This is a genomic window from Candidatus Cloacimonadota bacterium (genome assembly GCA_028706475.1).
Lineage (GTDB): Bacteria > Cloacimonadota > Cloacimonadia > Cloacimonadales > Cloacimonadaceae > UBA5456.
On record JAQWBI010000054.1, the window covers coordinates 1 to 9,110 of the forward strand.

General features: G+C 44.4%; 10 protein-coding genes. 5 read left to right on the plus strand and 5 right to left on the minus strand.

What is annotated here, in order from left to right:
• Window positions 1-215: 215 nt before the first annotated feature.
• Complete coding sequence (locus tag PHF32_07840; GenBank protein ID MDD4560627.1) at window positions 216-341, minus strand: hypothetical protein; 126 nt, start codon at window positions 339-341, stop codon at window positions 216-218.
• A 244-nt stretch (window positions 342-585) separates the two neighbouring features.
• Between PHF32_07840 and PHF32_07845 the strand changes: the two genes are divergently transcribed.
• The 3 genes from PHF32_07845 to PHF32_07855 are packed head-to-tail and all read left to right on the plus strand — an operon-like array spanning window position 586 to window position 2,409.
• Window positions 586-786: a helix-turn-helix transcriptional regulator gene (locus tag PHF32_07845; GenBank protein ID MDD4560628.1), complete on the plus strand. Its 201-nt coding sequence runs from the start codon at window positions 586-588 to the stop codon at window positions 784-786.
• Between the two features lie 7 nt (window positions 787-793).
• A complete protein-coding gene (locus PHF32_07850) occupies window positions 794-1,327 on the plus strand; it encodes a S24 family peptidase (protein ID MDD4560629.1) in 534 nt (177 codons plus the stop codon).
• Between the two features lie 20 nt (window positions 1,328-1,347).
• A complete protein-coding gene (locus PHF32_07855; protein ID MDD4560630.1) occupies window positions 1,348-2,409 on the plus strand; it encodes a hypothetical protein in 1,062 nt (353 codons plus the stop codon).
• Window positions 2,410-2,729: 320 nt separating this feature from the next.
• Here PHF32_07855 and PHF32_07860 read toward each other — a convergent pair whose 3' ends face one another.
• Window positions 2,730-2,930, minus strand: a complete 201-nt coding sequence (locus PHF32_07860; protein ID MDD4560631.1) for a DUF3795 domain-containing protein — start codon at window positions 2,928-2,930, stop codon at window positions 2,730-2,732.
• Between the two features lie 254 nt (window positions 2,931-3,184).
• Here PHF32_07860 and PHF32_07865 point away from each other — a divergent pair, with 254 nt between their 5' ends.
• A complete protein-coding gene (locus PHF32_07865) occupies window positions 3,185-3,691 on the plus strand; it encodes a ferritin family protein (protein ID MDD4560632.1) in 507 nt (168 codons plus the stop codon).
• 12 nt (window positions 3,692-3,703) lie between these two features.
• Here PHF32_07865 and recO read toward each other — a convergent pair whose 3' ends face one another.
• Window positions 3,704-4,441: a DNA repair protein RecO gene (gene recO / locus PHF32_07870; GenBank protein MDD4560633.1), complete on the minus strand. Its 738-nt coding sequence runs from the start codon at window positions 4,439-4,441 to the stop codon at window positions 3,704-3,706.
• The gene (locus PHF32_07875) at window positions 4,438-5,841 is read right to left on the minus strand and encodes an NFACT RNA binding domain-containing protein (protein ID MDD4560634.1); all 1,404 of its coding nucleotides are present in this window, start codon (window positions 5,839-5,841) and stop codon (window positions 4,438-4,440) included. The genes recO and PHF32_07875 overlap by 4 nt, the downstream gene beginning before the upstream one ends.
• A gap of 86 nt (window positions 5,842-5,927) precedes the next feature.
• Here PHF32_07875 and PHF32_07880 point away from each other — a divergent pair, with 86 nt between their 5' ends.
• Window positions 5,928-6,800, plus strand: coding sequence for a hypothetical protein (locus PHF32_07880; protein MDD4560635.1), 873 nt, complete (start codon window positions 5,928-5,930; stop codon window positions 6,798-6,800).
• Window positions 6,801-6,867: 67 nt separating this feature from the next.
• Here PHF32_07880 and htpG read toward each other — a convergent pair whose 3' ends face one another.
• The gene (htpG, locus tag PHF32_07885; protein ID MDD4560636.1) at window positions 6,868-8,865 is read right to left on the minus strand and encodes a molecular chaperone HtpG; all 1,998 of its coding nucleotides are present in this window, start codon (window positions 8,863-8,865) and stop codon (window positions 6,868-6,870) included.
• Window positions 8,866-9,110 lie beyond the last annotated feature (245 nt).

Genomic DNA, 9,110 nt, shown 5'->3' on the forward strand with positions numbered 1-9,110 from the left:
GTGGAAGGTTTCGCCATTTTTAAAGCCGTCTAACTGATATTTAAACTCCATATCATCTACTACTTCCTTGAAATTCTTCTCTACCAGCCCTTCTTTGACGGTTCTGAGCCCCATGCCACGAATAACACCCGCTCTCTTCTCTCAGCTTGGTAAGCTCTTCGATAATAAAGCGCCAGACGGTTCGATTGGAACAGCCTTTCAGTTCTACCATCCGTTCAATGGTCAGCCAGACAGCATCGATCTTCAGGATTGAACCCAAACTCGGGAAATGTGTCGCAGTGCTTGCCGTTTTCGGTGTCACAGTGCAGTCTCTGTTTGGGCATGTTTGCCTTAGTTTTCATGGTATCTCCTTAACTGTATATATGGGAGCTAATTAAAACCACTGCGACATCTTGGGAAGTCCATTCTGCGCTAACGCCGGCAAGTTCTGAAGATACTCAAACAGTGCCGGAATTAACGCGCCGCGAAATCACACTCTATAAAATGTCTTGACCTGACTAGTCAGGCTAATATCTTTGTTTACAGGTGCAGACTATCACCCAAACGGATATCGATCAAGCCTAAAAATGACCACTGGGAGTGAATATGGCAGCCAAGACAGTCGGTGATCGACTCAAAATGCTGGTCAGATCGCTAAACCTGACTCACGGAGATTTTTCTAAACAAAATGGAATTTCACTGAATTCCATGAGCCGATATATCAAAAATAAACGCTCTCCAGACCTCGATTTTCTCACTAAACTGGCAGAGCAAAAAAGTGAACTTGAATTAGCTCCTCAGTGGTGAGGGTGTCATGTATGTGAGCGCTCCCTGGGAACCCAAACCTGAGAGCAACACCAAGTCCAAGGTCGAGGTGGTGTCAGCCAAGAGCAAGCTAACAGATTGCACAGATAGCACTTACAGTCGCACAATTTTACTTCCGGTAGTGGCAGAAATTTCTGTCGAAATGCCAGCGGAAGTCACCGAAAATTTTGAACATGACAATTTCGTAGAATTACCGCGGATATACCTCAAGGACAAGATCGATAACTATATGGTCTTCCGGGTAAATGGGCAGAGCATGGAGCCTCAGATCATGCACAATGATATAGTGGTGATCCAAAGAAAAGATAACTGGAGCAATACTGATGGCTCAGTCTGCGCTGTCAGATTGAACGATGGCATCACCCTCAAACGCATCCAGTTCGATCACCAACGCCATCAGGTGCTGGCCCATCCCTTCAATGCAGATTATCGGGTCCCTGGTAGTAGATTCAATGAAGGGAGACGATATCTCGCTGATTGGGACTATGGTGATGCAGCTGAGGATGGGGTGATTCACTGTTAATAATATTGCGAGGTATAAATATGCATAGTGTTCTTAGCAATTATCTTCTGAATGAGGGAAAGTCACCAGTAGATTATATTCTGGGAAAGTTTGAGGATCACGACATCGTGCTTTTAGGGGAAATGCACTATATTCGCCAGCAAGTGGAGCTGTATCATCGCGTGATACCTTTGCTGCCGGATCATGGCATCACGATAGTTGCCACGGAATTTGGCCGCCGGGCGGATCAGGCGTTGATCGACGAACTGCTGTCCAAAGAGTGGTTCGACGTCCCTCTGGCAAAGTTGATCGCCCTCCGGCAAGAAGCCTTTTGGGGATACCTTGAGTATCAAGAGATATACAGGTTGATCTGGCAGCAAAACCGCGTAAACCCGCCCGAAAAACAAATCCGCTGTGTTGGTTTGAACGACCCTTATAATTGGAAGCTATACAATCAGATATGCCGCGAACAAAACCGTAAACCCAATCCAGAGGAGATCAAGCTGATTTGGAAGAATTGCGACGAAAAGAACTGGCTGACAGCGCTGAAGGCGTATCACATTCCCGGAGTCACCAAGGTATTGGGCATCATGGGTGCGCACCACTCTTTTACCAGTTATCGCGAGCCGAGTTTCGAGGTGGAGACTGATAGTAAAGTCTTCAAAGGTTTCAATACTATCCGCTTTGGTAACCATCTCTATGATGAATATGGAGACAGAGTATGCAATATTTGCTTTTACGATCCTTGGGATAGCATAAAAGCCGATGCTCCTCAACAGGCCCCTGGTGGAGGCATCATCGAGACAATAATCAGTCCGCACTTTTCCGAACTGGCTTTTGACCTGCAAGGAAGCCCAGTAGGTGAACTGCCCGATAACAGCATTTACTCCCTGGGTTATGAGGATTTCCGCCTTAAGGACATCGCCGATGGCATGATCTATACCTGCAAATTTTCCGAGTTCAAAGCCCTGACCCCGATCCCGGATTTTATTGATCAAGATAATTTACAGGAATTTCGCGACTTCGCCCCATTTAACGATATGACGGATAAAGACTGCGTCGAGATCAACAATACAATCGCCAAATGGGCAGACATCTGGTAACTGTCTCTATTTGTTGGAGATTTAAGAGCTTGACTGAAATGTTCATCGTTTGCTTCCGTCGTGACGATAGGGAAGTAGTCTTTGATGTTTACTCATATATGAAATCTTATTGATCGATTTATGCAGTAATCATTTTTTCATCATATATATACCTGAATAGTGATTGCTTTGATCAAGCTTGGGTTAGACTTTCCAGTAGTTCAATTAGACCAGTTTCAGAGGCAGACATAACTCCCAGCAGAACCGTCCCACTTATTCTGCGAGTCTTCCAAACTGGCCTATTTCATTGAGATTCAGACAGTTCCGAAACCAGTCTGGAATCAGTCTATATATGAAACAAAGCGGTTTCCATAGCTCATGCAGCCATCGCAGACAATATCAAATGTGGTAAGTTCGCCATCATAATGCTTGCTCCAACGCTCCGCAACGTCCTGTTTCTTTTCCAGATCATTCGCCTGATGTGCTATATAAGTTTCGCAGGATGCACAGTCCAGACAGCAAGCAGCTAGTAGTTCTTTCATTTATTTCTCCATAAGGCATTTACATAGTATCCAAAGTCTTGTCTATAAGTACCGCTATCTTGTTAAGACACAACTTTTTAAGACACTTTTTAAGACACTTCTGAATCATCGGCAGAAGTATCTGGGAGATTGGAGTTTGGCAGCACAATATCAAAACGACATTCATACCTTGACGAGTCACTAGAGCAACAAAGTACTTGTATGAGGCAAACAAAAGGATTAAGCTATGTATAACAGAATATTGTGAGGAATATATGAAAGACACTGCGCATCTTATTGATTCGATAAAGAAAGCAATGCAAGGTGAAATGGATAGCATAAACCTGTATCAAAACGCTGCTGAAAAGAGCCGGGAACAGGAAGTGAAGGAATTTTTCCTCAGCCGCAGAGAAGAAGAACGCTGGCACTTCAACTACTTGCTGGATTATTACCAGCAGCTATCCAGCAATATACTGGCCAGTGATGTCTCAAACATTCTGGCAAAGGTGAACTTAGGCGGTCCCAGCATCTTTTCGGATTCCTTCATTCGTAGGATTGGGGAGGATCAGGCGCTGTTTTCAGCTATCTCCACAGCATTATTGTTGGAGAAAGATGCTATCGACCATTATCACAAATGTGCGGAAGAGACAGTCATCGAGGCTCTGAAATCCTTCTTTACTATGATGTCAAAGTGGGAAATGAAACATTATGAAGAGCTGGTTGCCATCCAAAAAGACGCGGAACGCTACTATTGGGAGCTAAACAGGTTTGAACCTTTCTAAGAAAAGCAATCTCTATTGATAGAATTGACTAAGGACGCTCAGACTTTTCAGCGTGAGCGTTTGTTTTTGCTGCGCTGTATAATAAGCCAAAAAGAAACCGTTTAGTTTGTTCACAGTCTCTGCATCGGGTTTAATAGTATCCAGATGCTTGCCGATTTCTGGCAGCAGGCTCAGGATGCGGCGTTCAGCGGGAGATAGTACGGTGTAATAGTCTCTATTGGAGATTTGCTGGATGCAGGTTTCACAGATTATCTCAGAAGCACCGCTAAATCCAGCAGGGCCTGAAACAGTATTGCACACGCAGCATCTGTTTAATTCGATGTTTATGCCCAATAGCTTGAATATCTTTAGAAGCAGTCGCCAGAAGATCAAAATAGCGTTACTGTCCAGCTTTTGCAGATAGCCCAGATAGTCTTTTAGCAACGTGTAGTAATCCCCTGCTTCTGCTCCACTGATCAGTATCTTGGATATCAGCTCTGCTCCAGCCTCTGCTGCTGCCCAGGTCGATGTGGACGGATACTGTGAATAATCCTGTAGCAATACGGCTTCTTTTAAGATGTAGAGTCCTTCTTCCTTGGGTTCATACAAGTTGAATTCATATTCCGCGAAACGCAAAAGAGGTTCCTGTTTCTTGAGCCATCCTTTGGCAATTATGGAAATCTGTGCCCTTTCAGCGCTGAATATTCTTAAGATTTGACTGCTTTCACTAAAGGGTATCAGCCCCAGGATGATGCCATTGGTCTTGATCACAATCCCAGTTCCTCTTTGATGGCACGGATGTCTTTGGGATTGGCAAAGAAGGTCTTGTAATTTGTGTAAGTGATAAATCCGGCTGCGCTACCTTTGGGTTTTCTCAAGTAGCGCACCTGGGTATAGTCCACCGGCACATTCACGGAAAACTTTGCCTGCGAATACCACGCTGCCAGTGCACAGCATGCCCGGATCAATTCTGCAGGAACTTCCTGCTTACGATAGTTCTTTAATAGCACATGTGCTCCCCGATAGATACGGCTGTGAAACCACCAATCCTGAGCTTTACCCAGTTTTGTGCTTATAAAGTCGTTTTCCTTTGCTTTTCTACCGATGTACACTTGCCAGTTTTCATCGATTCTAAGTTGCAGGATACGGTCCAGTTGATTGATCTTTTGAACAATGCTGCTGCTCTTGTCATGTGTATCCACATCCAAGTCCTCTCCACTTTCCATTCTGGAGATGAGAGCTTGCACAGCTTCGATCTCTCCCCGGGTGCGCTCAAGATTGATCTCGATGATAGCTTTCCCGCTTTTGGCTTTCTGATACTTCTTCAGATAATAATGCAGGTTTTGTTGCGGACTCTTTTCGGGGAACAGCGGTACGTGAATCTCGGCCAATAGTGGATCATGATAGTTCGTTACAATCAGCTCCTCCTGCCCAGGAATGATCAGCTTCATATTAGGCTTAATAGCTTCGGCACAGGCAAAATAGTAGTCCATCTTCAATGCGTTTTTCAGGTCTTGGAGCTGTAAATCCAATTTCTTATTCAAGCGTTTCAACTCTTTATTCAACAGGCGTATCTTGCTGTCAAGAGTAGATTTGCTATCTGCAGGAAGCAACACTTTCTGATGCCTTTGCGCAAAATAATCATTGATGGAGCTGGCTCCGGAATTAGCCGGAATCTGGATTATCTCTTTTTTATCCGGTTCGAAACTCGTTTGAGGCGGATAGTAGGGTTGGTTTGCCAGTACCATGCGCATGGGATTGTCTGCCAAAGAGTATCTTACCAAGGCATCCACTACCACGTTCTTCTCACGGTTAATCAATATCACATTGGGTTTTGGCGGCATCAGCTCGCACACTATCTCAAATGTACGATTCTCGCCATAAATGTCCTTTTGCTCGCAGAATATCGAGATAATACGGTCATTATCTTTAATCGCAATCTGGCTAATAAGAGTCCCCTTCAGTTGAGGCCATATCTCACTTGTCTTTTTAAGTAGGTCTACGGATTCACGATGGTAAATAAAGCTATCCTGGGGGCTAAGTACGATCACCAACACGCCCGCTTTGATCAAGCGGAGATACAGGGTATTTTGATGTAGCGTAATCCTGTCCACACTTGCCTTAAGCTCCTCAAATTCCCGTACCCAAGCCGCTAAGTAGCCATATTTCATTATGCATCCAATATTCTATTTGACTTGACACAAAATCCAATGTATCATGAAATGACACAGATAATAAAACGCGATAGGAGTCAAGTATGAAAACTGCCCAAATTATAATCATAGGTGCCTTGGCTATTTTGGCCATCATCTTTGGCATCATATGGATGAATGCTGCCAAAGAAAACAAGGTCCTGCAAAAGAGCAATGAAGATCTTCAGGCTCTGTACGAATCTTCCACCACTACCATCGGTGAGATACAAGAAAGCCTGCAAGCTATGGACCAAGATCTTTCCGGACAGCTCTTTACCCAGGGCGAAATCCCCGGAAGCACCCCGGCGGACAGACGAGAACAAATCATCAGCTCCATTGCAAATATGAGAGACCAGATCGAAACTGACAAGAAGAAAATCGCCCAATTGGAAGCGCAACTGGCTGGTTCCAAGACCCAATTACGCTCAGTTCAACAGATGGTGGATCGCTTGAAAGCATCTCTGGAAGAGAAAGAAACCATCATGGCTGAACTGCAGGAACGCATGGGTATCCTCAATGAAACCATCGAAGAAGAACGCCGCCAAAGCCAAATTATCGTTGCTGAGCGTGAACTAACTATTGCCGAACGCGAGCAGGAACTTATCGATGCCGAGCGCGAAGCCAATACCATCTACTACGTGGTGGGCACTCGCAGCAAGCTTCTGGAAATGGGAGTTATCGACCGCAAAGGTGGCATTTTGGGCATAGGCAGAGTTACTACCGTTGCCGACGAGATCGACACGGAGAAGTTCTCTATGATCAATCTCAGTGATGATGATCAGATCAGCTTCAAAGCCACCAAAAAGGGCTACAGTATTCTCTCCAATCATATCGCTACCACCTACAGTGTGGAGAAAGTAGAAGGAGAATATGTGCTCACCATTACTGACAAGGAGAATTTCCGCAAGCAAAAATTCCTCGTAATTGAGCTTCTATAACGCGTTGTATTTACTGAAAAAGCCCCGGTTTATGTACTGGGGCTTTTCAGTTTTATTTGGTTATTTCTTACAGATAGGATAGAACCTTGTTTGCCTTGCCTATGAAGGCCTTGAGTTCGTCTCCGCTAAAGGCTTTCTGTTCCAGAAGTGAAAGATCGTGGATGTACCCGCAGAGCGTCTTGATCTCATCCTCTTTACCCTCTTTGTCCAAACTTACAAGCTTCTGGATAACAGGGCTTTCCGTGTTTACTACCAGACTGTGATGCTTCAGCATATCGCCTCCCCCGCCCATACGTGAAATCATGTCCATATCGTGCCAGCGGCGCATGAATTCACTGAAGACAATCATTCCAGGGATGTCCTTGCTTTTCAGATTCTTCACTTCTACTTTCAGCTCTGTATAGGCATGATTGTGAAGCTCTTCCATAGCCTCTTTGCCCAGCTCTTTCTTTAGTTCTGTAGGTAGTTCCAAGAGGTCTATGATGGTCTGTTCATCTTTCTGAATTTGATAAGGAGTTAGTGATTTCGCCGCCTCAGGATACTTTTTGAAGAAATCCTTCAGGCTTTCTTTGCTGAATGATGCTTCCAGCTTTTGATCCAAGGCTTTGTAGAATATCTGCTGCAAGCGGTCTTTGTCTTCATCGGACAGGCTGCTGCCTTCCTTGTTCACCAGGAGGTCGTTAACTTCACTGTCCACACGGATGAATTCTACCTTTTCCAGCTTGCTTTCCAGCTTTTGGAACAGGTGAATATCCAGCGGGGAATTCTGGAATACTACTTCAATGCCCTGCTCTTTCATCAGGTTCAGATAACTCACTTGCGTGTCTTCGCTGGCAGCGTACCATATTCTGGTATTTCCTTCGCTCACTGCTGCGTTGCGTTGTTTGTATTCTTCCACGGTCAAATAGTCTCCACCTGCGGATTTGAAGATGGCGATGTCCTTCATGGCATCGAAGAATTCGTCTTCTTTCAGCATGCCAAACTTGATGAAGGCATTGATGTCTTCCCAGTATTCCTCATATTTCTTGCGGTCTTCCTTGAAAGTCGCCTGGAAGTGATCTGCCACTTTCTTGATGATGTATTTGGATATCTTTTGCACCTCAGTGTCGTTTTGTAAGAAGCTGCGCGATACGTTCAAAGGAATATCCGGGATATCGATGCCGCCTTTCAGCAAAAGCAGGAATTCCGGAATAAGGTCTTCCAGATTGTCTGCAACAAAAACATTGTTGCAAAAGAGTTTAACCTCGCCCTTAAAGAACTCCGGTTCATTACGTAATTTAGGGAAATAAAGGATGCCTTTCAGGTTGAAGGGGAAATCCACATTCAGATGAATCCAGAACACAGGATCCTTGTAATCATGGAATACTTCCTGATAAAACTTGATGTACTCTTCACGCGTTACATCCTTGGGCTTCCGATTCCATAAGGCTTCGGTCTGATTGACCTGTTTACCGTCAAACATGATCTTGATCGGCATAAAGTTGCAATAACGTTCCAGAATATCCTTGATCTTGCTATCTTCTGCATAGTCCTTGGAATCTTCGTTGAAGTGTAAAGTGATGGTGGTTCCCACTTCCTTGCGCTTGCCCTCGGTCATGGTGTATTCTGTAGAACCGTCACATTCCCAGTAAGCTGCTTTACTTCCTTCGCTTACCGATAATGAATCGATGGTCACCTTCTCCGCAACCATGAAGGCGGAATAGAAGCCCAGACCAAAGTGTCCAATGATATTTGCCTGTACATCCTTGAATTTATTCACGAATTCCTCGGCTCCGGAGAAAGCGATCTGATTGATGTATTTGCGAATCTCGTCTGCAGTCATGCCTATTCCAGTGTCTATCACTTGCAGGGTTTTCTTGGATTTATCCAGTTTGACCTCAATTTGCATGTCTTCAGCTTTGAAATTAGGGTCGGCATATTTCCTCTTGGAAATGGCGTCTACGGCATTCGAGACCAATTCTCTGAGGAAAATATCGTGCTGCGAATAGAGCCATTTCTTTATAATGGGGAAGATGTTTTCAGTGTGGATACTTAGGGATCCGGTTTCACGTTTCTTTGTAGCCATGCTCATTAACTCCTTAAAATTATATCTATCTGGAGATAAAATAGCTATAGATGCGATTCTGTCAAGAGGAATTTTAGCAGTCGATATGTTAGATTGCTAATTACCCGACTTGAAGGGCGTGACCCTGTCCCATTTTTTACACCACTTGTAAAGTGACACGTTTCTTATCGACATTGTTTTCATAGTTTTCTCTGTATTTTGCCGGAGGTAGGAAGTTTAGTGAGCTGTGGGGGCGATTGTAATTA